This window comes from Streptomyces thermoviolaceus (genome assembly GCF_045209695.1).
GTDB classification, from domain to species: domain Bacteria; phylum Actinomycetota; class Actinomycetes; order Streptomycetales; family Streptomycetaceae; genus Streptomyces; species Streptomyces thermoviolaceus.
In genome coordinates this window covers 2,053,809-2,077,886 of the sequence record NZ_CP109280.1, presented here as the reverse complement: position 1 = coordinate 2,077,886, position 24,078 = coordinate 2,053,809, and the positions used below count along the sequence as shown (strand labels likewise).

The 24,078-nt window shown below is 73.3% G+C and carries 24 protein-coding genes; 19 read left to right on the top strand and 5 right to left on the bottom strand.

What is annotated here, in order from left to right; translation table 11 throughout:
• Nucleotides 1-194: 194 nt before the first annotated feature.
• A complete protein-coding gene (locus tag OG899_RS08970) occupies nt 195-899 on the top strand; it encodes a DUF1707 domain-containing protein (protein ID WP_125496569.1) in 705 nt (234 codons plus the stop codon).
• A gap of 126 nt (nt 900-1,025) precedes the next feature.
• On the top strand, nt 1,026-1,403 hold the full coding sequence (locus tag OG899_RS08965; RefSeq protein ID WP_125496570.1) for a WhiB family transcriptional regulator: 378 nt from the start codon (nt 1,026-1,028) through the stop codon (nt 1,401-1,403).
• Nucleotides 1,404-1,455: 52 nt separating this feature from the next.
• On the opposite strand, the gene glpX is transcribed toward OG899_RS08965, so the two are convergent.
• Complete coding sequence (gene glpX, locus OG899_RS08960; RefSeq protein ID WP_125496571.1) at nt 1,456-2,490, bottom strand: class II fructose-bisphosphatase; 1,035 nt, start codon at nt 2,488-2,490, stop codon at nt 1,456-1,458.
• Nucleotides 2,491-2,617: 127 nt separating this feature from the next.
• Between glpX and OG899_RS08955 the strand changes: the two genes are divergently transcribed.
• Nucleotides 2,618-3,148 carry a DUF4245 domain-containing protein gene (locus tag OG899_RS08955; protein ID WP_125496572.1) on the top strand — a complete coding sequence of 177 codons (531 nt, stop codon included), beginning with the start codon at nt 2,618-2,620 and terminating at the stop codon, nt 3,146-3,148.
• A 218-nt stretch (nt 3,149-3,366) separates the two neighbouring features.
• On the opposite strand, the gene OG899_RS08950 is transcribed toward OG899_RS08955, so the two are convergent.
• Together OG899_RS08950 and xseA are read right to left on the bottom strand one after the other, a co-directional pair.
• Nucleotides 3,367-3,615 (bottom strand): exodeoxyribonuclease VII small subunit, encoded by a 249-nt coding sequence (locus OG899_RS08950; RefSeq protein ID WP_125496573.1) that lies wholly within the window; start codon nt 3,613-3,615, stop codon nt 3,367-3,369.
• Nucleotides 3,612-4,835, bottom strand: a complete 1,224-nt coding sequence (xseA, locus tag OG899_RS08945) for an exodeoxyribonuclease VII large subunit (RefSeq protein ID WP_189428205.1) — start codon at nt 4,833-4,835, stop codon at nt 3,612-3,614. The genes OG899_RS08950 and xseA overlap by 4 nt, the downstream gene beginning before the upstream one ends.
• Nucleotides 4,836-5,047: 212 nt before the next feature.
• On the opposite strand from xseA, the gene OG899_RS08940 reads away from it, so the two are divergent.
• A complete protein-coding gene (locus OG899_RS08940; RefSeq protein ID WP_168131864.1) occupies nt 5,048-6,055 on the top strand; it encodes a 4-hydroxy-3-methylbut-2-enyl diphosphate reductase in 1,008 nt (335 codons plus the stop codon).
• An 80-nt stretch (nt 6,056-6,135) separates the two neighbouring features.
• On the top strand, nt 6,136-6,882 hold the full coding sequence (gene ppgK / locus OG899_RS08935; RefSeq protein WP_125496576.1) for a polyphosphate--glucose phosphotransferase: 747 nt from the start codon (nt 6,136-6,138) through the stop codon (nt 6,880-6,882).
• Between the two features lie 72 nt (nt 6,883-6,954).
• Here ppgK and OG899_RS08930 read toward each other — a convergent pair whose 3' ends face one another.
• Nucleotides 6,955-7,401 carry a DUF6542 domain-containing protein gene (locus OG899_RS08930; protein ID WP_125496577.1) on the bottom strand — a complete coding sequence of 149 codons (447 nt, stop codon included), beginning with the start codon at nt 7,399-7,401 and terminating at the stop codon, nt 6,955-6,957.
• Nucleotides 7,402-7,795: 394 nt separating this feature from the next.
• Here OG899_RS08930 and ychF point away from each other — a divergent pair, with 394 nt between their 5' ends.
• On the top strand, nt 7,796-8,884 hold the full coding sequence (gene ychF, locus OG899_RS08925; protein ID WP_125496578.1) for a redox-regulated ATPase YchF: 1,089 nt from the start codon (nt 7,796-7,798) through the stop codon (nt 8,882-8,884).
• A gap of 334 nt (nt 8,885-9,218) precedes the next feature.
• Here ychF and OG899_RS08920 read toward each other — a convergent pair whose 3' ends face one another.
• A complete protein-coding gene (locus OG899_RS08920) occupies nt 9,219-9,449 on the bottom strand; it encodes a hypothetical protein (protein ID WP_125496579.1) in 231 nt (76 codons plus the stop codon).
• 366 nt (nt 9,450-9,815) lie between these two features.
• On the opposite strand from OG899_RS08920, the gene OG899_RS08915 reads away from it, so the two are divergent.
• The 13 genes from OG899_RS08915 to OG899_RS08855 all read left to right on the top strand — a co-directional run bounded on the left by OG899_RS08915 (nt 9,816) and on the right by OG899_RS08855 (nt 23,986).
• Complete coding sequence (locus OG899_RS08915) at nt 9,816-10,778, top strand: ABC transporter ATP-binding protein (protein WP_125496580.1); 963 nt, start codon at nt 9,816-9,818, stop codon at nt 10,776-10,778.
• Nucleotides 10,775-11,572 carry an ABC transporter permease gene (locus tag OG899_RS08910; protein ID WP_125496581.1) on the top strand — a complete coding sequence of 266 codons (798 nt, stop codon included), beginning with the start codon at nt 10,775-10,777 and terminating at the stop codon, nt 11,570-11,572. Before OG899_RS08915 ends, OG899_RS08910 begins: the two co-directional genes overlap by 4 nt.
• 194 nt (nt 11,573-11,766) lie before the next feature.
• Entirely contained in the window at nt 11,767-12,741 is a 975-nt protein-coding gene (locus OG899_RS08905; protein ID WP_168131862.1) for an ACP S-malonyltransferase, read from the top strand.
• Nucleotides 12,728-14,299, top strand: coding sequence for a class I adenylate-forming enzyme family protein (locus tag OG899_RS08900; RefSeq protein ID WP_125496583.1), 1,572 nt, complete (start codon nt 12,728-12,730; stop codon nt 14,297-14,299). Before OG899_RS08905 ends, OG899_RS08900 begins: the two co-directional genes overlap by 14 nt.
• Nucleotides 14,280-14,558: an acyl carrier protein gene (locus OG899_RS08895; RefSeq protein WP_125496584.1), complete on the top strand. Its 279-nt coding sequence runs from the start codon at nt 14,280-14,282 to the stop codon at nt 14,556-14,558. The genes OG899_RS08900 and OG899_RS08895 overlap by 20 nt, the downstream gene beginning before the upstream one ends.
• A gap of 5 nt (nt 14,559-14,563) precedes the next feature.
• The gene (locus OG899_RS08890; protein ID WP_125496585.1) at nt 14,564-15,757 is read left to right on the top strand and encodes a PLP-dependent aminotransferase family protein; all 1,194 of its coding nucleotides are present in this window, start codon (nt 14,564-14,566) and stop codon (nt 15,755-15,757) included.
• A complete protein-coding gene (locus OG899_RS08885; protein ID WP_406310979.1) occupies nt 15,757-18,084 on the top strand; it encodes a lantibiotic dehydratase in 2,328 nt (775 codons plus the stop codon). Before OG899_RS08890 ends, OG899_RS08885 begins: the two co-directional genes overlap by 1 nt.
• Complete coding sequence (gene sbnA, locus OG899_RS08880) at nt 18,081-19,217, top strand: 2,3-diaminopropionate biosynthesis protein SbnA (RefSeq protein ID WP_125496587.1); 1,137 nt, start codon at nt 18,081-18,083, stop codon at nt 19,215-19,217. Before OG899_RS08885 ends, sbnA begins: the two co-directional genes overlap by 4 nt.
• Entirely contained in the window at nt 19,214-20,242 is a 1,029-nt protein-coding gene (sbnB, locus tag OG899_RS08875; RefSeq protein ID WP_125496588.1) for a 2,3-diaminopropionate biosynthesis protein SbnB, read from the top strand. Before sbnA ends, sbnB begins: the two co-directional genes overlap by 4 nt.
• The gene (locus tag OG899_RS08870) at nt 20,239-21,000 is read left to right on the top strand and encodes an SDR family NAD(P)-dependent oxidoreductase (RefSeq protein WP_125496589.1); all 762 of its coding nucleotides are present in this window, start codon (nt 20,239-20,241) and stop codon (nt 20,998-21,000) included. The genes sbnB and OG899_RS08870 overlap by 4 nt, the downstream gene beginning before the upstream one ends.
• A 104-nt stretch (nt 21,001-21,104) precedes the next feature.
• On the top strand, nt 21,105-21,395 hold the full coding sequence (locus tag OG899_RS08865) for an acyl carrier protein (RefSeq protein ID WP_125496590.1): 291 nt from the start codon (nt 21,105-21,107) through the stop codon (nt 21,393-21,395).
• 2 nt (nt 21,396-21,397) lie between these two features.
• Nucleotides 21,398-21,928: a 3-hydroxyacyl-ACP dehydratase FabZ gene (fabZ, locus tag OG899_RS08860; protein ID WP_168131858.1), complete on the top strand. Its 531-nt coding sequence runs from the start codon at nt 21,398-21,400 to the stop codon at nt 21,926-21,928.
• A 42-nt stretch (nt 21,929-21,970) separates the two neighbouring features.
• Nucleotides 21,971-23,986 (top strand): GNAT family N-acetyltransferase, encoded by a 2,016-nt coding sequence (locus OG899_RS08855; RefSeq protein WP_168131857.1) that lies wholly within the window; start codon nt 21,971-21,973, stop codon nt 23,984-23,986.
• Nucleotides 23,987-24,078 lie beyond the last annotated feature (92 nt).

The window sequence follows — 24,078 nt, the reverse complement described above, 5'->3', positions numbered from 1 at the left end:
CGGGCTGTCCCGGCCGTCCGTCCGGGAGCTGCCTCGACGCCTGTCGGCAGGCTGCCCGGTCGTCCGTCCGCAGAGCACCCTGCCGCCCGTCCGCGGGGCGGTGCGGCGGTCCGTCCGCAGGGAGCCTGCGCCGTCCGTCCACAGGTCACCCCGAGGGGTAGTCGCGATCTATCGCGTTTGGGTACCCTGCTGGCGTGGACCTTCAGAAGCAGAGCGAGACGGGCCGGCAGTCCCGGCCGGACGTGCCGGCCCCGGCCGGCGCCGCGGAGCTGCGCGCCTCGGACGCCGACCGTGACCGCGTCGCCGACATCCTGCGCGAGGCCCTGGCGGAGGGGCGCCTGACCGCCGAGGAGCACGCCGAGCGCGTCGAGGGCGTGCTGAACGCCAAGACGGTCGGCGAGCTGGAGCGGTTCGTCCAGGACCTGCCCGCCGGTCGCCGGCAGAGTGCCGCGCACTCCGTGGTGCCGCCCCGGCCCGACCCCGTCCCGGTCCGGGCCGAGCAGAACGTGGTCGCGGTCCTCAGTTCGGCCACGCGCAGGGGACGCTGGCGTGCCGGGCAGCGGGTGCATGCCTACTCGGTCTTCGGCAGCGTGGAGATCGACCTCAGCGAGGCGCTCTTCGAGTACCAGCAGGTGGTGATCAAAGCGGTCTCCGTCTTCGGCGACGTGCAGATACGCGTCCCGGAGAACGTGACGCTGCGCGGCACCGGCGGTGGCGTCCTCGGCAACTTCGAGGTGGAGACGTCGGACTCGGCCGAGCCCGACGCGCCCGTGGTCTACGTCGACGGCTGGGCCGTGCTCGGCAATGTGGAGGCGCGGCCCAAGCGGGGCAAGCGCATCGCGGACATCCTCGACCGGGTGCAGCGCAAGGTCCAGGAGAAGGTGCACAAACATCTGTGACCTCCTGCGCCCCATGAGTGCGGCCGACCAACCGTACGGTCCGGAACCCAGTGCATAGGCGCACGCACAGCGGGTAGGCCTTGACGCATCGTCTCTCGCTCGCGAAGCCGTCGTCAGGAGAAGACCGTGCTGCACACGCCGCATTCGTCCCTGCAGGTAGCTGCCGTTCCGGCCCAGCGGGTGCCCGAGCGCAACAGGAGTCAGGACGCGCCCTGGCACACCGAGGCGGTGTGCCGGCGCGACGAGGCCGGCCTCTTCTTCGCCCCGTCCAAGGAACCAACGGCCGCACGGCTCTCGCGCGAGGAGGCGGCCAAGCGGGTCTGCGCGCGCTGCCCGGTGATGGTGGAGTGCCGCGAGCACGCGCTGATGCAGCCCGAGCCCTACGGCGTCTGGGGCGGGTTGACCGCGGCCGAGCGCCGCGTCGTCCTGGCCCGGCGGCGCCGGCGCGAGCTGGAGCTGAAGAAGGCCGCGCGCGCCACGGCCGCGGGGCGCATAGCCGGCTGACCCGGTGTGCGGCGGCGCCCCCGCCGCACCGGGGGCGCCGCCGGGGCAGGGGCTACTTCGCGCGGTCGAAGTCGATCGCGCTGTACGCCCGCAGCTTGCTCAGCCGGTGCTCGGAGTCGATCCGGCGGACCGTGCCGGACTTGGAGCGCATCACGATCGAGTCGGTCGTCGCGGTCTCCGCCCGGTAGCGCACACCGCGCAGCAGCTCGCCGTCGGTGATGCCGGTGGCGACGAAGAAGACGTTCTCGCCGGACACCAGATCGTCGGTGGTCAGCACCCGGTCCAGGTCGTGCCCGGCGTCGATCGCGCGCTGCCGCTCCTCGTCGTCCTTCGGCCACAGCTTGCCCTGGATGACGCCGCCCAGGCACTTGACGGCACAGGCCGAGATGATGCCCTCCGGGGTGCCGCCGATGCCCAGCAGCAGATCCACCCCGGTGCCCTCGCGCAACGCCAGGATCGAGCCGGCCACGTCGCCGTCCGAGATCAGCTTGATGCGCGCGCCCGTCTCCCGGATCTCCCTGATCACGCCCTCGTGGCGCGGCCGGTCCAGGATGACCACGGTGACGTCCTCGGGCGTGGCCCGCTTGGCCTTGGCCACCCGCTTGATGTTCACCGACACCGGCGCGTCGATGTCGACGAAGTCCGCCGCCTCCGGGCCGGTGACGATCTTGTCCATGTAGAACACGGCCGACGGGTCGAACATCGCGCCGCGCTCGGCCGCCGCCAGCACGGCGATCGCGTTCGGCATGCCCTTCGCGGTGAGCGTGGTGCCGTCGATCGGGTCGACCGCGATGTCGACCTCAGGGCCGGTGCCGTCGCCCACGCGCTCGCCGTTGAAGAGCATCGGCGCCTCGTCCTTCTCGCCCTCGCCGATCACGACGACTCCGTTCATGGAGACGGTCGACACGAGGGTGCGCATGGCACGGACCGCGGCGCCGTCGGCGCCGTTCTTGTCGCCGCGCCCGACCCAGCGGCCCGCGGCCATCGCCGCCGCCTCGGTCACCCGGACGAGCTCCAGGGCGATGTTGCGGTCGGGAGCCTCCTCGGGAACTTCCAGCTCGGAGGGCAAGTGATGATGCTCGGTCATCGGAGCGCACCTTTCTGATACGACGACGGCCGGAATGAGGGTGTGGCCTCGACTGTAACCCCGAGCTGACAAAATGAGCAGGGGACCCCACGGATGAGCGCTCCGGACACCTGCGACCATAGAGGGCGTGGCAGGTTCGAACGGCAAGCAGAAGTCGGTCAGCAGCATCATCCTCTCGCTGGCCGTGGTCGTCCTCGCGGCAGGGGTCGTGTACCTCTTCGTCCCGCACGACGATCGCGCTCCCGACATCAAGCGGGTGGACTACCGCGTCGAACTCCTCACGGCGCGCCGCGCCGCCCCCTACCCGGTGGCCGCGCCCGAGGGTCTGCCCGACACGTGGAAGGCCACCTCCGTCCGCTACCAGGCCGAGCAGGACAACCGCTGGCACCTGGGATTCCTGGACCCGGAGGGGCAGTACGTGGCCGTCGAGCAGTCCACGCAGAAGCGCAAGGACTTCATCGACGACGCCAGCCAAGGCGCACATGCCACCAAGGTGACCCAGGAGATCGACGGCCGCACCTGGACCCGCTACACCGGGGGCCGCTACGACGCCCTCGTCTGGGACGGCGACGAGAACTCCACCACCGTGGTCGTCGGCACGGCCTCCTTCGACCAGCTGACCAAGATGGTCGAGGCGCTGGTGATGGAGAAGGACTGAGCACGGCCGCAAGGGGCCCGCTGAGGCCGTGGTCCCCCTGAGGCCCCGGGAGCCGTCGGGGCTCGAGGGGGGCGCGAGGGGGCTCTCACAGGCGCTCCACGGGCGGCTGCGGGCCCGGAAGCCTCCCCCAGCCGGAGGCGAGCCCCCTTCGTCGGCGCGGGCCACGCCTCACGCCCGTGAGCGCGCCGCAGCCCTGGCGGGCCCGCTCGCGCGCCCCGCTACTCGGCGCTCTCGCCGCCCTCGCCCTGAGCGGCCGCCTCCTCGGCCAGGGCCGCATCCAGCCGCTCCCGTGCGCCCTCGAGCCACCGCCGGCAGACCTTCGCCAGCTCCTCGCCGCGCTCCCACAGCGCCAGGGACTCCTCCAGGCTGGTCCCGCCCGCCTCCAGCCGCCGGACGACCTCGATCAGCTCGTCCCGCGCCTGCTCGTAGCCGAGCGTCTCGTCCGCCGGCCGTGTGTTGCTCGTCATCCGCCCAACCCTCGTGTGTCGACTCGTACCGTGAACTCGCCCTCGGCCACCCGCGCCCGCAGCGGCTCCTCGGCCGCCACCTCCGCCGGGTCGCGCACCACCTGGCCGTCCGCCTTCTGCAGCACCGCGTAGCCGCGCTTCAGGGTCGCGGCGGGGGAGAGGGCCACCACCCGGGCGTGGGTGTGCGCCAGCTCGGAGTCGGCCCGGTCCAGCAGATGCCGCAGGGTGCGCCGGGAGCGGTCCAGCAACGCGGTCACCTGCTCGGCCCGCTCGTCGATCATGCGGTGCGGTTCCTGCATGCAGGGCCGGGCCAGCGCGTGGGCGAGCCCCCGCTCCTCCCGGTCCAGCAGCGCGTGCACGCACCGCCGGGCCCGGTCGCGCAGCTGCCGGACCCGCTCCATCTCCTCGCCCACGTCCGGCACGACCTTCTTGGCGGCGTCGGTGGGCGTGGAGGCACGCAGATCGGCGACGTAGTCCAGCAGCGGGGTGTCCGGCTCGTGCCCGATCGCGGAGACGACCGGCGTACGGCAGGCCGCGACCGCGCGGACCAGCTGTTCGTCGGAGAACGGCAGCAGATCCTCCACGCTGCCGCCGCCGCGCGCCACGATGATCACGTCGACCTCGTCGAGCGCGTCCAGCTCCTTGACGGCCTGCATCACCTGCGGCACCGCGTGCACGCCCTGCACGGCGACGTTGCGGACCTCGAAGCGGACGGCGGGCCAGCGGTGCCGGGCGTTCTCCAGCACGTCCCGCTCGGCGGCCGAGGCCCGGCCGCACACCAGGCCGATCAGCTGCGGCAGGAACGGCAGCGGCTTCTTGCGCTCCGGCGCGAACAGCCCCTCGGCGGCCAGCGCCTTCTTCAGCTGCTCCAGGCGGGCCAGCAGCTCGCCCACCCCGACCGGCCGGATCTCGGCGGCGCGCAGCGACAGCTGCCCGCGCGGCGCGTACCACTCGGGCTTGGCGTGCACGACGACGCGGGCACCTTCCCCGACCACGTCGGCCACGGCGTCGAACACCGCGCGATAGCAGGTCACGGAGACGGAGATGTTGTACGACGGGTCGCGCAGCGTCAGGAACACCACGCCCGCCCCCGGCCGCCGCGACAGCTGCGTGATCTGGCCCTCGACCCACACCGCGCCGAGCCGGTCGATCCAGCCGCCGATGAGCCGGGAGACCTCGCCGACGGGCAGCGGAGCTTCGGGGGACGTGGAGACAGCCATGCCCGCGAGGGTAGCGGCCGGCACCGACAACACGTCCGGCCCGCGGCACACGCCGGGCGGGCGGAACCGGTCGGCGCACGGACCGTGGCCGTGCGGGCACGGCGACGCACGCGCACCCCGCGCCGCGCCGCCCCGACACCGCTGACGGCGATCCCGCTCCGATACCACCCCGGCGATCTCTGCGGCGCCGGGGGCAGCCGTACGATGGGCCCATGACTGCTTCGTCTGGCCGCCGTGTCCTGCTCGCCTCCCCCCGTGGCTACTGCGCCGGTGTGGACCGCGCCGTGATCGCCGTCGAGAAGGCCCTGGAGCAGTACGGGGCTCCGGTGTACGTCCGGCACGAGATCGTCCACAACAAGTACGTCGTGCAGACCCTGGAGAAGAAGGGCGCGATCTTCGTCGAGCGGACGGAGGAGGTGCCGCCGGGCAACATCGTGATGTTCTCGGCGCACGGCGTGGCCCCGACCGTCCGCGAGGAGGCCAAGCGCGGCCGGCTCGCCACCATCGACGCCACCTGCCCGCTGGTGACCAAGGTCCACAAGGAGGCCGTCCGGTTCGCCCAGGAGGACTACGACATCCTCCTGATCGGGCACGAGGGCCACGAGGAGGTCATCGGCACCTCCGGTGAGGCCCCCGACCACATCCAGCTGGTGGACGGCCCCGAGGACGTCGCCAACGTCGAGGTGCGCGACCCGTCGAAGGTGGTGTGGCTGTCCCAGACGACGCTGTCGGTCGACGAGACCATGGAGACCGTCGACGCGCTCAAGCAGCGGTTCCCGCAGCTGGTCTCCCCGCCCAGCGACGACATCTGCTACGCCACGCAGAACCGCCAGCTCGCCGTGAAGAAGATGGGCGCCGAGGCGGACCTGGTGATCGTGGTCGGCTCGCGCAACTCCTCCAACTCCAAGCGGCTGGTCGAGGTCGCCAAGCTGGCCGGTGCGGGCCAGGCGTACCTGGTGGACTTCGCGGACGAGATCGACGAGGCCTGGCTGGAGGGCGTCACCACCATCGGCGTGACCTCGGGCGCGTCCGTGCCGGAGGTCCTGGTCGAGCAGGTGCTGGCCTGGCTGGCCGAGCGCGGCTTCGAGGACGTGGAGATCGTCAAGGCGGCGGAGGAGTCCATCACCTTCTCCCTGCCCAAGGAGCTGCGCCGCGACCTGCGCGCGGAGGCCGCCGAGCTGGTCGCCGAGCGCGGCGGCGCGGGCGTCGCGGAGGCCTGACCCCGCCTCGGCCGTCGGCCGCCGAGCGGATCCGGGCATACCGGGCGTGACGGCCGGTGACCCGGCGTACCGTGGGAAGCATGCAGATCTTCGGTGTGGACATCGGCGGGTCGGGTATCAAGGGCGCCCCGGTCGACCTGGAGCGGGGAGACCTGGCCGAGGAGCGCCACAAGGTGCTCACCCCGCACCCGGCGACCCCCGAAGGGGTGGCCGACGGTGTCCGGCAGGTCGTCGAGCACTTCGGCTGGAGCGGGCCGGTCGGGCTGACGTTCCCGGGCGTCGTCACCGGCGGCGCCACGGTGCGCACCGCCGCCAACGTCGACAAGAGCTGGATCGGCACCGACGCACGCGCCCTGTTCACCGACCGGCTCGGGGGCCTGCCGGTGACCGTGGTGAACGACGCGGACGCCGCGGGCGTCGCCGAGATGCGGTTCGGAGCCGGCCGGGGCCGACGCGGCACGGTGATCGTGCTGACGTTCGGCACGGGCATCGGCAGCGCGGTGTTCGTCGACGGCACCCTGGTGCCCAACACCGAGCTGGGCCATCTGGAGCTGGACAACCGGGAGGCGGAGAAGCACGCCTCCAGCAAGGCCAGGGACGACCACGACCTGTCCTGGGAGCAGTGGGCGCACCGCGTGCAGAAGTACCTCGCCCACGTCGAGATGCTCTTCAGCCCCGAACTGTTCGTGATCGGCGGCGGCGTCAGCCGCAAGGCCCACAAGTTCCTGCCCCGCATCAAGGGCATCCGCGCCGAGATCGTCCCCGCCGAGCTGCAGAACAACGCGGGCATCGTCGGCGCGGCGATGCGGGCCGCGGACCTCGCCTGACCGCCCGACGGCGGGCGGCCCGGCGCGTACCGGTGCGGGCGCACCGCTGGTCCGGCGTGACCACCGACCCCCTCACCGGACCGGCCCTCGCGCCCCGGCTCCTCGCCGGGCGGCGGCCCGGCGCAGCAGGACCGTGACACCCGCCAGCGCGGTGCCCGCGTAGAGCCAGAGCGCCTGCCCGGCCAGGGCGGTCACCACGCCCAGCAGGGTGCCGAGGAAGCCGTCGCCCTCGACCAGGGGCAGCAGGCCCGCGGTGAAGGCGATCGGGGCGGCGACCGGCGCGGCCAGCAGGTCGGCGTGGCGCACCCACAGCGCGGTCGCCCCGCACACCAGCAGATACAGCACGCCGTAGACGGCCCCGGCCCCGCCCAGCAGGGCGAGCAGCCCGCCCAGCGCGCTCATCACAGCCGCGCAGAACAGTCCGGCGCCGAGCCCGGTCAGCCGGACCTGCGGCAGCCGCGGCCCGTGTATGGCCCCGCCGGCGCTCGCCGCGCCGCCGCCCGGCCGCCCCTCCCGCACCGCCGGGGGAGGTGAGCCGCCCGGCCGCCGCTCGTCGGGCGGCCGCCGTCCTCCTGCCCGGCCGTCCCCGACCGGTGCGCCCGGCCGGGGCTCGCGGCCTCTTCCGTGCGGCGGCGCGGAGGCCGGTCCCGGTGTCCTGTCACGTCGGGGTCCGTACGGCTGAGGTCGGGGTCCGTACGGCTGATGTCGCGTCCTGGGCTGCTCCATTGGACCAACCTAGGTCTGCTTATGTGTTGAATAGGCCGTTTGACACGCCGCACGGGCCGGCTCGGTCCTGCGTGCGAACCGCCGGGAAGCCGGGGCGCGGCACGCCGTAGACTGGTGGATCGGCCGCCAGGCCGCCTCCGGGCATGGCCCAGGCCCCCAGTCTCCTCAGCTACGGGAAGTTCGCAACGTGTCGCTCACGATCGGAATCGTCGGTCTGCCGAACGTCGGCAAGTCGACCCTGTTCAACGCCCTGACCAAGAACGACGTGCTGGCGGCCAACTACCCGTTCGCCACGATCGAGCCGAACGTCGGCGTCGTCGGCGTCCCGGACGGCCGGCTCGCCCAGCTCGCCTCGATCTTCAACTCGGAGCGGATCGTCCCGGCCACCGTCGACTTCGTCGACATCGCGGGCATCGTGCGCGGCGCCAGCGAGGGCGAGGGCCTGGGCAACAAGTTCCTCGCGAACATCCGTGAGTCCGACGCGATCTGCCAGGTGATCCGCGCCTTCAAGGACGAGAACGTCGTCCACGTCGACGGCAAGGTCTCGCCCAAGGACGACATCGAGACGATCAACACCGAGCTCATCCTCGCCGACCTGCAGACCATCGAGAAGGTCCTGCCGCGCCTGCAGAAGGAGTCCCGCGTCAAGAAGGACGTCGCGCCGAAGGTCAAGGCCGTCGAGGAGGCCAAGGAGATCCTGGAGAAGGGCGACACGCTCTTCGCGCACGGCATCGTCCAGGGCAGCGAGCGCGCCGAGCTGCTGCACGACCTGCACCTGCTGACCACGAAGCCCTTCCTCTACGTCTTCAACGTCGACGAGGAGGAGCTGGTCGACGAGGACTTCAAGAACGAGCAGCGCGCGCTGGTCGCCCCCGCCGAGGCGATCTTCCTCAACGCCAAGCTGGAGGCCGACCTCGCCGAGCTGGACGAGGAGGAGGCCCTGGAGCTGCTGGAGTCCGTCGGCCAGCACGAGCCCGGCCTGGCCACCCTCGCCCGCGTCGGCTTCGACACGCTCGGCCTGCAGACGTACCTGACCGCGGGCCCGAAGGAGGCCCGCGCCTGGACCATCAAGAAGGGCGCCACCGCCCCCGAGGCCGCCGGTGTGATCCACACCGACTTCCAGAAGGGCTTCATCAAGGCCGAGGTCATCTCCTTCGAGGACCTGGTCGAGGCCGGCTCGGTCGCCGAGGCCCGCGCCAAGGGCAAGGCCCGCATGGAGGGCAAGGACTACGTGATGCAGGACGGGGACGTGGTGGAGTTCCGGTTCAACGTCTGAGGCCGTTCAGGCCGTCCGCCGACGTGCCCACCCGTCGGCCCGGCAGGTCGCCGGGCCGACGGTCGTGCGGGCCGCCGGTGCGCAGGACCACAGGTCGAAGGCACGACGCCGCACGTCGGGGCGTCAGGGGCCAGGTCGCAGGACCTGGCCCCTTTCCGTGGCGCGCTCGCCCGCTGCGTGCCCTGCCCGACTCCGCTCGGCGCTCCGTGCCCGACTCGGTCCCGCCCCGGTCCGTCGTGCACCCCGGTCCGTCGTGCACCCCCGGTCCGCCGTGCACCCGCAGGAACACGTCCGTGCACCCGCAGCAGAACGGGTACGCCCGGCCGTACCCCGCTCAGCTCCCGACCGCCTCACCCGCAACCTCACCCTCACCCTCGGCCCCGCCCCGCGCTCCCTCCTCCCGCCGCGTGGCCTCGTCGCGCAGGCGGCCGCCCCGCAGGACCACCGGTCGCATCACCGCGGAGACGGTCACGAACACCACCGCCAGCGCGATCCAGCCGCCCACGCCCCAGCAGACGATCGGCCCGGTGAGCACCAGCGGCCCGAAGATCTCGGCGACGGTCATCCCGACGCCAGGCGACGCGTCCGCGTCCTTCGGCCGCGCCGTCGGATGCCTGCCGGGTGGTCGATGCTTCGGCGCGGCCTCCCAGGATCCGGAGCGATATCGTCCGTTACTTTTCGGTCAACGAGCGTGCACGCAGCGCTTGTCCGGGTGTGCGCCGCCCGTCGGCCGGGTAGGCCGTGACCTTGCGGTCCGCGTCTCGTCCGGGTGGGGAAAAGGGCGGCTGACCTGCGCCGATAGGCCCCGGATAGCGGCCCCGTAGCGGCATCGGTCCGCGCCGATAGCGGGACACGGGAGATTGGTTCTCGCCAACAACACGGCCGGGAAAGACGGCCTCGGCCACGGCCACGGAATTCGGTGAGGACTGACATGAGTATCGAAGCCCGTCCCCGTTGCTCGGCGAGGGAGGTGACGTCCCCGGATGCCGCCGTGCTCAGCACGGTCGTCAAGCGTTTCACCAACGCCAAGGGCGAGGAGTTCACCGCCGTCGACGGACTCGACCTGCGGATCCGCCGCGGTGAGGTCGTGGCGTTCCTCGGTCCGAACGGCGCCGGCAAGACGACCACCATCGACATGTTGCTGGGACTCACCCGCCCCGACTCCGGTCACGTCGAGCTGTTCGGGACGACGCCGCAGCAGGCGGTGCGCGCCGGGCGGGTCGCCGCGGTGCTCCAGTCCGGCGGGCTGCTGCCCGACCTGACCGTCGAGGCCACCGTGCGGATGCTCGGCTCGCTGCACCCCGGTGCCGACGTCGAGGGCGTCATGGCCCGCGCCGGCATCACCGCGCTGCGCCACCGGCGGGTCGCCGAGTGCTCCGGCGGTGAGCAGCAGCGGCTGCGGTTCGCCGTCGCCCTGCTGTCCTCCCCCGACTTCCTGGTGCTGGACGAGCCGACGGCCGGCATGGACGTCGCCGCCCGTCGCGAGTTCTGGGCCACGGTCCGCGAGGACGCGCAGCGCGGCATGACCGTCATGTTCGCCACCCACTACATGGAGGAGGCCGACCAGTTCGCCGACCGGGTCGTGATGATCGACCGGGGCCGCCTCGTCGCCGACGGCTCCGCCTCGTCCATCCGCGCCTCGCTCAGCGGACGCACCGTCTCCTGCCTGATCAGCCCGGCCGACGCCCAGGCGGTCGCGGCCCTGCCCGTGGTGCGCTCCTGCGTGGTGCGCGGCGACCGCCACTACTTCGACGCCACCGACTCCGACGCCCTGCTGCGCCAGCTGGTCTCCCGGACCTCCGCCACCGACATCGAGGTCACCCCGCGCAGCCTGGAGGAGGCCTTCATGGTCCTCACCCACCAGGGCCGTGACTCCCAGGAGGCCTCGCGATGACCACCGTGACCGCGCCGCCCGCCGCCCGCGCCCGCACCTCGCCCTTCAGCGGTGTCAATCCGACTTTCCTCGGCTACGAGCTGCGGCGCCGCTTCAACCGGCAGACCACGATCTTCACCCTGCTGCTGCCGGCGGTCCTCTACCTCGCCCTGTTCCGCACCGCCCCGTCCGACGGGACACTCCCGCACGGCAACTTCGCCGCCTGGATGATGATCGGTCTCGCGGTGTACGGCGCCGCCATGGCCGCCACCAGCTCCGCGGCGACCATCTCGGTCGAGCGCGCCGCCGGGTGGATGCGCACCATCGCGCTCAGCCCGCTCGCCCCGCCCGGATACCTGCTGGTCAAGGTCGTCTGCTCGGTCGTCATGGCCGCCGTGCCGGTCGCGATCGTCGGCGTCCTCGGTGTCCTGACCGGCGCGCACACCACCGCCACGGTGTGGGTGACCTCCCTGGTGATCGCCTGGCTGGGGGCCGCGGTGTTCGCCGCGCTCGGCATCGCGATGGGCCTGATGATGAAGCCCGAGGTCGTGATGCACATGCCGGGCCTGACCATGACGGCGCTGGCCTTCCTCGGCAACCTGTTCATCCCGCTGAGCGGCACCATGCTGGAGATCTCGCGGTACACCCCGATGTACGGCGTCTCCACGCTCGCCCGTTACTGGCTCACCGACGGCTACACCTTCAGCGGCGAGCACTGCAGCCTGTCCGGCGCGGTGATCAACATCGTCGCCTGGTTCGCCGCCTTCTCCTTCGTGGCGATCCGTCGGTTCGCCAAGAGCACGGGCCGGCAGTAACCGCTCGGGGCGGCGGGCCGGCACCTCCCTCCGTCCGCCGGCCCGCCGCCCCGTGAACCCGCCTGGTCCTCACCCCCCACGTTCCACCCCCACCGGCCACGTGCCACCGCACCGTTCGCACCACACCGCCGTACCGCCGCCCGCCGGCCCCGTGCCGCGCGCCAGGTACTCGACACGCAAGGGGGAGAGCACACGTGTTCGCCATCATCGCGCCGGGCCAAGGGTCCCAGACGCCCGGCATGCTGGCCGGCTGGCTGCGCGACCCGGTGTGCGCCGAGCACATACGGGCCTGGTCCGAGGCCGCGGACGTGGACCTGGCCGAGCTGGGCACCAAGGCCCCGGCCGCGGTCATCGCCCGGACCGAGAACACCCAGCCGCTGCTGGTCGCCGCGGGTCTGCTGGCCCATGAGGCGCTGGCCCGTCGGGCGGCCGCCCACACCGTGGTGGCGGCCGGCCACTCGGTCGGCGAACTGACCGCCGCCGCCTACGCCGGTGTCCTCACGCCCGCCGACGCCGTACGGCTCGCCGCCGTCCGCGGCCGGGCCATGGCCGCCGCCTGCGCCGAGGCACCCACCTCGATGGCGGCCGTGGTCGGCGGCGAGGAGGCGGCGGTGCTCGACCGCATCACCGAACTCGGCCTGCACGCCGCCACGTTCAACGGCCCCGGCCAGATCGTCGCCGCCGGCCTCGCCGAGGACCTCGAGCGGCTGGCCGCGGCACCCCCGCCGGGCGCCACCGTCCGTCCGCTGCGGGTCGCCGGCGCCTTCCACACCCCGTACATGGAGTCGGCCCGGCAGGCCTTCGCCGCCGCCGCGCAGGACGCCGGCTTCGCCGCGCCCCGCGGGCTGCTGCTGTCCAACGCCGACGGCGAGGCGACCGACAGCCCGGAGGAGATCCGCCGGCGCCTGGTGGACCAGGTGGTCCGTCCGGTGCGCTGGGACAAGTGCCTGGAAACACTGGCCCGGCTCTCGCCCGCGCTGACGGTGTCCCTGCCGCCCGCCAAGACCCTCACCAACATCCTGCGGCGCCGCCACCCGGAGCTCGCCGTCCTGCCCGTGGCCACCGCCCGGGACCTCGGCAAGGTCCAGGACCGCCTCCAAGCCGCCCAGGCCGCCGAGGCCTCCGGTTCCGCCGTACGGGAGGAGGCGAGCGTCCGTGCCGGTGTCTGATCTCCTCGCCGAGCGGCGTGCCGACCGCGCCGAGCACCCGGCCGTCGTCGACGGCGACGGCGCCCTCAGCTACGCCGGACTGGGCACGGCCGTCGACCGGGCCGTCGGCTGGCTGCGTGCCCAGGGCGTCACCGCCGGCGAACGGGTCGTCCACGCCGGGCCCAACGACCGGTCGTTCCTCGCCCTGTTCTGGGCCACCCTGCGCATCGGTGCCGTCTTTGTCCCCGTCCACCCGGAGCTGACCGGCCCTCAACTCGCCCACATCGCCGACGACTGCACCGCCGCCCTGGCCATCTGCGCCCCCGCGGCCGGAGAAGGCCTCGAGGCCGGAGCGGACCTCGGGGCCGCCGGCCCCGCCTGCCGCACCGTCGCGCCCGCCACGGCCTGGCAGGAGATCCAGCGGACGGACGCGGACGGCTTCACGGCCGAGGTCGCCGACGACGCCGTCGCGGTGCTGATCTACACCTCCGGCACCACCGGCCGTCCCAAGGGGGTCGTCTGCCCCCACCGGCAGATGCTCGCCGCGCTGCACGCCGTCAACAGCTGCCTGGGCTACCGCGCCGACGACGTGGTGCTGTGCCGGCTGCCGCTCTCCTTCGACTACGGGCTGTACCAGGCGCTGCTGTGCGCGCTCACCGGGGCCACCCTGGTCCTCGCCGAGCGGGCCTCGGACCTGGCCCTGCTGCGGGTCATCGAGGAGCACGGCGTGACCGTGGTGCCGCTGGTGCCCTCGCTCGCGCAGATCCTCACCCTGCTGCGGCGCAAGCACCCCGGGCCCACCGCTGTGCGGCTGTTCACCAACACGGGCGCGCGCATGGGCCGGGCCGTGATGTCGGAACTCCTCGACGCCTTCCCCGGGGCGGTGTTCGCCTCGATGTACGGCATGACGGAGTGCAAGCGCATCTCGATCCTGGACCCCGCCGAGTACGCCGCCCACCCCGACTCGGTCGGCCGGCCCATCCCCGGCCTGCACGTCCGGATCGCCGGCCCGGACGGCACGGACCTGCCGCCCGGGCGGACCGGCGAGATCGTGGTGCGGGGCAGCACGGTCATGGCCGGCTACTGGGGCGTCCCGCTGGAGCGTCAGCAGCGGTTCGTGCGCCGCGCCGACGGCTCGCTGGAGCTGCACACCGGCGACCAGGGCCGGCTCGACGAGGACGGCCGGCTCTACTTCGTCGGCCGCGACGACGACATGATCAAACGGCGCGGCGTCCGCCTCGGCCTGAGCGAGATCGAGGACGCCGCCGAGCGGATCCCCGGCGTGGACGCCGCCGTCGCGCTGCGGCCCGAGCCGGAGGACGCACCGCTGCACCTCGTCGTCAGCGGCACTCTCACCCCCGAGGAGGTCCGCGCCCGGCTGATGCTCCGGCTCGACCGGGCCCGGATGCCCGACCGGATCAGCCGCATCGACACCGTCCCCCTCACCCGGAACGGCAAACCGGACCGCGCGGCCGTACGGCAGCTGGTCGACCCGCCCGCCGGCCCCACCGCTCCCGCCGCGCACGACAAGACATCCACCACCCACCCGAGGACCAGCCATGAACCCGTCGTCGTCTGAGCAGCCGACCCAGTCCCAGTTCGTCGAGCTCGTCGAGGAGATCTGCGCCGTCACGGTCACCGACCCCGAGACCCCGCTGGTGGACCTCGGCGTGGACTCGCTGCACACCGTCGCCCTGGTGATGGCGGTGGAGGAGCGGTACGGGATCGAGATCGACCCCGAGGTGATCGGCGACCCCTCGCTCACCTCCTCCGCGGGGCTGTGGCGCTCGGTGCAGGACCAGCTGGCGGCCTCGCTGCCGGCCAGAGCCGGGAGCTGACCGCCATGTGGACCGAGATACGCCCCGCGGTCGAGATGCCGCGGTTGTTCGAACGCGGCGCCGACGTCGTGTCCTTCGCCGGCGGCCTGCCCGACCTGGACGTGCTGCCGTTGGAGACGGTCTCCGCGCAGCTGTCACGGCTCGTGCGGCTCGGCGGACGACTCGCCCTGCAGTACACCACCCCGCACGTCGCCGGGGCCCTCGTCCCGGCGATCGACGACCTGATGGCCCGTGAGGGCAGCAGCGCCGTCGCCGACCGCCTCGTGCCCACCGGTGGCTCGCAGATGGGCCTGATGGCCGTCGGCCTCGCCCTGGCCTCCCCCGGGCACACCGTCCTCGTCCAGACCCCCGCCTACCCCGGCGCCACCGCCGCCTTCCGCACCGCCGGCCTGGACCTCCACGCCGCACCCGAGGACGGCGAGGGAGTCGACCCGCAGGCTCTGCGGGCGACGGTCACCCGGCTGCGCGCGGACGGCCGGACGGTACGGCTGCTGTACTGCAACCCCACCTTCCAGAACCCGACCGGCGCCACCCTGTCCGAGCAGCGCCGCCGCGCCCTGCTCGCCGCGGCCCGCGAGCTGGACCTCGTCGTCGTCGAGGACAACCCCTACGGCCTGCTCGGCTTCGACGGGCACACCACCACCGCCCTGCACGCCCTCGATCCCGACCGGGTCGTCTACCTCGGCACCTTCTCCAAGGTGTTCGCACCGGGCCTGCGCTGCGGCTGGATCGCCGCGCCCGAGCCGCTGGTGCCGGCCCTGCGCAACACCACCGAGGTGATGTCCCTGTCGCCGTCGGCACTGGCGCAGTCCGCGATCGCCGCCTTCTACACCCGCTCCGGCTGGACCGAACTGCTCGAGGCCTACCGGGCGAGCTACCGGGAGCGGTGCGCCCTGCTCGCCGACGCCCTGGAGGCCGAACTCGGCACCGACGGGCCCTGGCAGTGGGAGCGGCCGGCCGGCGGCTTCTACCTCTGGCTGCGCCACCGCGAGGGCGTCGACACCACCCGCCTCGCCGAGACCGCGGCCGCGCACGGGGTGTCCTTCGTGCCCGGCAGCCACTTCGGCCTCGACGGCGAGCACGCCGACGCGCTGCGGCTGTGCTTCTCCAACGTGCCGCGCAAGCGGATCGCCGAGGGCGCCGCCCGGCTGGCCGCCGCTCTCACGGCCCCGGCACCGGAGCAGCGGGGAGCGGCCTGATGACCACGGCACTCGACACCCGGCAGACCGTCGACTGGTCCGCGTTCGCCCCCGTGCACCCGCTGGGCGACAGCCCCTGGCGGGTGTGGGGCGTGGGCCTGCTGCGCAGCGCCGGGTTCCCGGTGTCCGGGCTGGACCTGCTCGGCGGCCCTGGCGCGGCCCGCGCGGCGGCGGCCTGCGCGGACGGCGACGCGGAGGCCCTGGAGGTGTTCCGCGCCGCCTACCGCGCCGACAGCGAGGAGGAGTCCCTGCGGCTCGCCCGGCTCGCCCGCGACGACCGGGTGCGCACCGCGATCGCCTGGCAGAACCGCACCGTCCACCGGATCCTCGACTCGCTCGCCGCCCGCAAGGGCAAGGAGTCCAAGCGGCGGCAGCGCGAACGCACCCTGGCCATGTACTGGCTGCGGTACTGCGCCAAGGCCGACACCATCGGCTTCTTCGGCCCCGGCGCCTGGATCTCCGTCGGGCGGGGCCGGCGGGCCATGGACGTCGACCACGGCCCGGCGCTCACCGCACGCAGCCGCACCTTCTTCGAACGGTGGGCCCTGGCCGCCCTGGCCGACCGGATGGCGGAGCTGCCCGGCGCCCGCTGGTGGTTCCCGCCCGTGCTGCGGCCCGACGTCCACCTCGACGGCGACCGGCTCGTCCTGCCGGGCGGCCGCACCCTGCGCCTGCGCGAGGACGACGTGACGGTGCTGCGCCTGGCCGACGGCGACCGCAGCGCCCAGGCCGTCACCGAGGCCACCGGCTGGGACGCGGCCACCGCCCGGCAGCGGGTGGAGAAGGTCCTCACCCGGATGCTCAAGCAGCGGGTGCTGACCTGGGACGCCAACATCCCCGTGGACGTGCGGGCCGAGGAGGTCCTGCGGCGGCGCGTGGCCGGCATCGGCGACCCGGAGCTGTCCGTCCGCTGCCGGGCCGTGCTGGACGAACTCGACCGGCTGCGCGCGGACATCGACCGGGCCGGCACCGCGGAGGACCTGGTCGCGGCCCTGGACCGGCTGGACGCGTTCTTCGTGCGCACCACCGGGCAGGAGGCCGAACGCGAGCAGGGCAAGGCGTACGCCGGGCGCACGCTGTGCTACCAGGACAGCCTGCGCGATGTGCGGATGGACCTTGGACAGGACTTCCTGGACGGTATCGCCCGCCCGCTGGCGCTGGTGCTGGACGCGGCCGACTGGTTCGGCAACCGGCTGGTGGAGCTGGTGGAGGCGGAGGTCGCCGGCCTGGTGCGGAAGGCGGCCGCCCGCCGCGCCACCGTGACCCTCGCCGACATCTGGCCCCAGGTGCTCAACCTGTTCTGGGGAGAGCACGCCGCCCCGGTGGACAGAGCCACCCGGGAACTGGCCGCCACATGGCGCGAGGTGCTGGGCCTGGACGACACGGCCCCCGGATCCCTCCCGGTCCGCCTGGACGTCGTGGACGTCGCCCCACGGGCCCGCGCCGTCTTCGCCACCGGTCCGGTGCGCTCGGCGCACCTCGCCGTGCACAGCCCGGACCTGCAGGTGGCGGCGGCCTCGCCGGAGGCGGTCGCCGCCGGCCGGTACACCGTCGTCCTCGGCGAACTGCACGCCTGCCTGGCCACCCTCGACCTGCCGTTCCTCGACTGGACCTGCGACAGCGGCTCGCTGCGGGACAAGGTCAACGCGGCGATCGACGCCCCGCGCCTGGTTCCCCTGCTGCCGGTGGAGTGGAGACGCAACAGCGGCCGCATGGTCCCGGCCCCGATCGGCGCGGGGGACCGGCTGATCGGGTTCACCCGGGCACCGTGGGACGACCGCGGACGCGTCCACGCGGCGGCCGCCATCACGCTCACCGAGAAGGACGGCACGGTCACCGCGACCACCCCCGACGGCCGCACCTGGTCGGCCGGCGAACTGCTCGCGGTGCCGGTGTCCATCGTCGCCGCCGACGCCTTCAAGATCGGTCTGGACCGGGAGCACGCTCCGCGCGTCACCCTCGACGACCTGGTGCTGTTCCGGGAGACCTGGCGGCTGCCGGTGTCCGGCATCGCGCTGCCCGACAAGGCCGACCGGGAACGCGACTACCTCGCCGTGCGTCGCTGGGTGGCCCGAAGCGGCCTGCCCGAGCGGCTCTTCGTGAAGTTCCCCGAGGAGACCAAACCGTCCCTGATGGACTTCACCAGCCCCACCCTCGTGCTCGCCTTCGCCGGTCTGGCGCGCGCCGCGCGCCGCCACGACCCCGATGCCGACGTCACCCTCAGCGAGGTGCTGCCCGCCCTGGAGGACTCGTGGCTGACCGACGCCGACGGCGAGCGCTACGTCAGCGAACTGCGGCTCCAGATCAGCAGAAAGGTGCCGGAATGACCGTCGTCGCCTCCGGCGGGAGGACGCCGGCGCTCGGCGCCACCCGCACCCGGGAGCCCGACATCGTGGCGACCATCGGCTCCACCCCGCTCGTCGCCCTCGACCGGCTGTTCCCGCCCGCGCGGTTCCAGGTGTACGCCAAGTGCGAGCGTTTCAACCCGGGCGGCTCCATCAAGGACCGCGCCGCCAAGTCGATGATCGAGCACGCCATCCGCAGCGGGAAGCTCGTGCCCGGGGTCTCCACCGTCGTGGAGTCCTCCTCCGGCAACCTCGGCATCGCCCTGGCCCAGCTGTGCAACTTCTACCGGCTGAAGTTCATCTGCGTGGTCGACCCGCGCACCACCCGGCAGAACACCGCCATCATGCGGGCCTACGGCGCGACCGTCGAGGTCGTCGACCGCGACCCGGCCACCGGCGAGTACCTGCCGGCGCGCCTGGAGCGGGTGCGCACCCTGCTGCGGACCGTGCCCGACGCCTACTGGCCCAACCAGTACGCCAACGAGTACAACGCCCGCGCCCACCACCACACCATGCGGGAGATCTGCGAGGCCCTGCCCGGCGGGCCGGACTACCTGTTCGTCGCGGCCGGCACCACCGGCACGCTGCGCGGCTGCGCCGAGTACATCCGCGAGAGCGGCCTGGCCACCCGGGTCGTCGCGGTGGACGCCGTCGGCAGTGTCATCTTCGGCCCGCCCGAGCCGTGGGAGCAGGGACACCGGCGCACCATCCCCGGGCACGGCGCGGCCGTGGTGCCGCCGCTGCTGCGGCCGGACCTGGCCGACCGGGTGGTGAAGGTCACCGACCTGGACTGCGTCCGCGGCTGCCGTCGGCTGCTCGCCAAGGAGTCCATCCTCGCCGGCGGATCCTCCGGCGCGGTGATCGCCGCCCTGGAGGGCGCGGCCGACTGGCTGGAGCCGGGCACCACCTGTGTCGCGGTGCTCCCGGACGGCGGCGACCGCTACCTCGACACGATCTACAGCGACGCCTGGGTCGAGAGCCGCTTCCAGGACGAGAACCCGCCGCTGCACCCGGGCGACGAGGGGCACGCCGGCCACGAACCGCACACCGACCGGGAGATCCCCTCCGGCGAGGACGAGGGACTCCACCGCGACCAAGAAAGGAGCGAGCCGTGAAGATCCTCGGACGGGACGACGTCCGACGGGCCCTGACGGGGCTGGATGCCACCGTCCTGGAAGCGGTGCGCACCGCGTACGTGCTGCACGGCCAGGGACACACCCGGGTGCCCTTCTCCAGCTTCCTGCGCCCGCCGCAGCCCGCCGGCAGCCGCATCATCTCCCTGCCGGCCTACCTGGGCGGCCCCGAGCCGGTGATGGGCCTGAAGTGGATCTCGTCGTTCCCGGCGAACGTCGAGCGGGGCCTGCAGCGGGCCAGCTCGGTGCAGATCCTCAACGACCTGACCACCGGCTACCCGATCGCGCTGCTGGAGGGCAGCCAGATCTCCGCCGCCCGCACCGCCGCGAGCGCCGCCCTGGCGGCCGGCGCCCTGCACGGCGGCCGCCCGGTGCACACCGCGGCCCTGATCGGCTGCGGCACCATCAACCAGCGGGTGCTGTCCTTCCTCACCCTGACCCACCCGGACCTCGAGACCGTGGTGCTCCAGGACGTCGTCCCGGGCCGTGCCGAGGTGCTCGCTGCCGAACTGGAGTCTGAATATCCGGCGCTCCGGTTCCGCACCGGAGACGTCGGCGAGGCGCTCGCCGCGCAGACGGTGTCCATCGCCACCACCGACTCCACGTACTGGCTCGACCTCGCCGCCCACCCGGACCGGCCCGCGGGCCAGGTGATCCTGCACCTGTCCCTGCGCGACCTGAGCACGGACTCGGTGCTCGCCGCGTACAACGTGGTCGACGACATCGAGCACGTCCTGCGCGAGCAGACCTCCCTGCACCGGGCGGAGCAGCAGATGGGCCACCGCGACTTCGTGCACGCCGAGATCGCCTCCGTGCTGGGCTCCACCGAGCCGCCGGCCACCGACCGCACCGTCGTCTTCTCGCCGTTCGGCCTGGGCGTCCTCGACCTCGCGGTCGCCCGGGCCGTGGTGCGGGCCGCCGACGGGGCGGGCCTGGGCACCGAGGTCGCCGGCTTCGACCCGGGCAGCCACCGGGTGACCGCCGCGATGCTGGGGAGCACCGCATGAGCGCACCCGGCCCGCTGTTCCCCGAGGGCACCAGGGCCCTGGTCACCGGCGCCTCCCGCGGCATCGGCGCCGCCGTCGCCACCACCCTGGCCGCCCACGGCTGCGACATCGCCCTCAACTACCGCTCCAGCGCCGCCAAGGCCGAACAGGTCGCCGAGCGGATCCGCGCCCTGGGCCGCGAGGTGCTGCTGCTGCCCGCGGACATCTCCGACGAGGCCCAGGTGGCCGCCCTGTTCAAGGAGGTGAAGAGCACCTGGCGCGGCCTCGACGTCGCGGTGCTCAACTCCGGTGTCACCGCCGACGGTCACCTGGCCGCCATGAGCGCCGCCAAGTGGCAGCAGGTCGTCGGCACCAACCTCACCGGCACCTTCTACACCGCCCGGGAGGCCACCAAGCAGATGTACGCCACCGGAGGCGCCATCGTGTTCATCGCCTCCACCAGCGGCATCGCCGGCCGCGCCGGGCAGGCCAACTACGCGGCCAGCAAAGGCGGGGTGATCGCGATGGCCAAGACGCTGTCGTACGAGGTCGCCCCGCGCGGCATCCGGGTCAACGTGGTCGCGCCCGGCTTCATCGACACCGACATGGTCAAGAAGGTGCCGCCCGCGCAGATGAAGGAGGCCCTGCAGGCCATCCCCCTGGGACGCATGGGCGCACCCGAGGAGGTCGCCCAGGCCACCGCGTTCCTGGCCAGCCCCGCCGCCTCCTACATCACCGGCAAGGTGCTCACCGTCGACGGCGGAATGATCCCCGACTAGCCCGTCCCGCGCACACGTCCGCGCGCGCACGCCCCGGGCCACCTCACACCTGTCGTGCACACCTGTCGTGCACACCCGTGCATCGCTCATCGAAAGGAACACCTGTGTCCGTCGCCACCTTCGAGGACATCCGCAGCCAGGCCCAGGCACGCCTGGAGAAGAACATGAAGGTCAAGTCGATGATCATCGACCGGCTCGGCCTGGACGTGGAGGCGGCCGTCGTCTCCGACAACCAGCCGCTGTTCGGCCGCGGCCTGGAGATGGACTCCCTGGACACCCTCGAGATCGTCGTCATGGTCAACAACGAGTTCGACGTGCTGATCAGCGACGACGACTTCGAGGCCTTCGGCTCCATCAACGCCCTGGTCGACTTCGTCGAAGCCCGCGAGGTGTGAGCATGTCGGTCACCTCCGAGGCACCTGCCGCGGACGCCCGGGGCACAACGGGCACGAAACCGAGGACGTTCTCCTACTCCTCCGACGACATCAAGCGCATGCTGCCGCACCGCTGGCCCATGCTGATGATCGACCGGGCCTACGACGTCGTCCCCGGCGTGCGCGGGCGGGGAGTGAAGGCCGTCTCCGTCAACGAGCCGTTCTTCGCCGGCCACTACCCCGACCACTCGATCATGCCCGGCGTGATGATCGTCGAGGCGATGGCCCAGCTGGTCGCCGTCGTCTACGTCGCCGAGCTGATCGAGTCGCCGGAGGCACCGCAGGACGCCGACCCCTCGCAGGCCGTCGGCTACCTCGGGTCCATCAGCAACATGAAGTTCTCCCGGCTGGTGGTCCCCGGCGACCAGCTGACCCTGGAGGCCCGGCTCGGCCAGCGCCTCGGCGGCCTGCGGCAGGTCTCCGTCCGCGCCTCGGTCGGCAGCGAACTCGCCGCCTCCGGCTCCCTCATCGTCACCACCGGCCGCAAGGCCTGACCCGCCCCCCAACGCAACGACCCGACGAGAAGGAGGTGTGCCATGTCCATCGCCGTCCGCCCCTACCAGGAGGGCGACGCGCACGCCGTCGCGGAGCTGTACAACCGCCACCGCGACAACCCCAACCCGGTGGCCGGCGGCATCACCGGCGACGAGCTGGCCCGCGAGCTGGCCGAGCGCGGCACGGCCACGTTCCTGGTGGCGGTGGACGACGGCCGGGTGGTGGGCACCTTCGGTCTGTTCCACCACACCGGCCGGCGTTCCGCCCGGGCCGGCGAGCTGATCGCCGACATGTTCTTCGTCGCCCCGGCCTACCGCAACGGCGTGCTGACCGGACGGCTGTTCACCGAGGCCGTGGAGTGGATGGTGCGGACCGGCTGCCTCGTGCTCCGGCTCACCGTCAACCCGGCCAACACGGTGGCGTTCCGGCTGTACCGGCGCGTCGGCTGCGTCAGCGTCGGGCAGACCGTGCCCGGCGAGGACGGCAACGTCGAACTGCACAACTACATCCCGCTGATCCTGCGCAGCGTCTTCGCCGACCTCGGCGACGAGGTCAAGGCGGCCCTCGGGCAGCTCACCAGCTTCGGCACCGTCACCGAGTCCCGGGACGACGAACTGCGCAGCGACGTCCGCCTCGTCGACGGTGTCCGCACCGTCGACTACCGGCTCAGCGTCGGCGCGTTCACGCTCACCGCGAGCGTCGACGTCGACCGCGGCACCGTGCGACACGCCGAGCTGACCGGGCCCGACGGCACCCGGCGCGCCCTGCGGCTGACCGAGCCGCCGTACCGGATCCGCCTGCCGCGGGGCCGGGATCCGTACCGGTTCGGCTCGAACGGGCTGACCGTGGAGGTGGACGGCGACGACGGCACCGTGCGGGTGCTGGCCGACGACCACCACGGTCCGGTGTTCGTCTCCACCTGGCCCAGCTGCGCCGCCGACCGCCCGGCCGGCTGGCGCGAGGGCGAACCCCGCGACCTGGAGTTCACCCCCGTCGACCACGGCGTGCGGATCACCGAGCGCTGCGGCGACGACGAGGTCCGCGGCACCGTCACCCTGGCCGACGGCGTCCTGGAGCAGCACATCGCGTTCACCCGCCCGCCCGGCCGGATCTTCCAGACCGTGGGCCTGCGCCAGGGCACCTTCACCCGCGGCACCGAGCAGCCCTGCCCGATCGGGCTCGGCCTCGGCGTCCGCGACGCCTCCGAGGTGGTCGCCGCCGCGCAGCCGGCCGCGCCCGGCACCGATCTCGTCTGGGACGGCGCCGCCTGGAGCGTGCGGATACCCGTGCGCGAACCCGTCCGGCTCGTCCACAGCACGCTGCTGGAACGGGGGCTGGCCGCGGGCCCGGACGGGCAGGTGCGGCTGCGCACCGAGTTCGGCCGCCGCACGGCGCCCGCTACGCCCGCCGCGGCACCCGTGCCGCCGGTCGCGGGGCCGCGTCGCATCCAGCTGGACGCCGCCGCCGGCGGTGTCACCGCCTGGACCGAGGGCACCACCAAGGTCCTGCGCAGCCCCTTCCCGCGCACCCGGGCCTTCGGCCACAACCCCCGCTGGAGCGCCGGGATGTGGGTGACCACCGAGCGCAGCCGGTACGACCGGGCCGCCGGCCTCGGCTGGGGCGTGCGCCCCCTTGCCGGCTGGGAGGAGAAGCACCCGCTCGGGCTGTACGGCCCGGCGGAGCGTCTCGGCCTGGAGCTGACCGCGCCCGAGGACACCGCCGTCCCCGTGCGCGCGGACGTCCAGGCACCCGAGGCCGAGCAGGACGTCGTCCTCTGGCTCACCCCGCACACCCCACGCCACACCACCGTCGTGCTGGACTGCGCCGGAAGTCGCCGGGAGCTGGACTCCCGGGGCTTCCGGCAGGTGTGGGCCGCCGCGGCCGCCGTACGCCTCACCGACGGCACCTGGCTGCACTGCCGGCCCGCACCCGGCGCCGCCCCGGGCGCGGAGGTCGTCCTGCGCCCCACCGACGCCGGACTGCTCGTGGGCTGCGTGTCCCCGGCAGGCGGGGAGCACGCCTGGCATCTGTCCGTCGCCGGCGGCGCGGCGCCCTGAGCGCCACACGTCCACGACGGCTGGCACCCGGCCGGCGCCCGGTCACCGACCGCGTGACCGCCGACGGCACCTCACACACCACGCACCACGCC